This is a genomic window from Roseibium sediminis (genome assembly GCF_008711325.1).
GTDB classification, from domain to species: Bacteria; Pseudomonadota; Alphaproteobacteria; order Rhizobiales; family Stappiaceae; genus Roseibium; species Roseibium sediminis.
Window position 1 is genome coordinate 1 of sequence record NZ_VXDB01000104.1, and the last position, 644, is coordinate 644.

Here is a 644-nt window from a genome sequence, read left to right on the forward strand (position 1 = left end):
TTGTTCCCCGTCAGCGGCTAATGGACAAATTGGTTTGATTGCGTAAGGGAGTGATTTTGGCTCATCATTGCTAACTCAGGAGCAAATGATGAGACGAAAGAACGAACGACTGACCGACGATGCAGAGCGGGTCGTAAAAGACATCAAACGCCAGACCCGCCGTCGGTTTTCCGCTGAAGAGAAGATCCGCATAGTGGTTTCTGGGCTTCGAGGCGAAGACAGCATTGCAGAACTTTGCCGTCAGGAAGGCATTGCCCAGAGCCAGTATTATTCCTGGTCCAAGGACTTCATGGAAGCGGGCAAGAAACGGCTTGCTGGGGACGCAGCTCGTGAAGCCAGTTCTGATGAAGTAAAATCTCTTCGCAAAGAGACGAGGGACTTGAAGGAAGTGGTTGCTGAGCAAGCTCTGGAACTGCGTCTTCTCAAAAAAAGCATGATCGGGGATGGGGTCGACGACGAATGAGATATCCCGCCTCCGAGAAACTTGAAATCATTCGACTGGTGGAGCAGTCCCATCTGCCTGCCAAACAGACGCTGGATCGGCTGGGTATTCCAAGGTCAACCTTCTACGTCTGGTATGACAAATATCAAACTGGTGGCATAGATGCCTTGCAGGACATGGCCCCCATGCCTGCACGGGTCTG

At 51.9% G+C, this 644-nt stretch carries 1 pseudogene; it reads left to right on the forward strand.

Annotated features, from left to right (window positions below):
* Positions 1–88 precede the first annotated feature (88 nt).
* Positions 89–644, forward strand: a pseudogene (locus F0155_RS23260) (transposase); the annotation flags it as partial.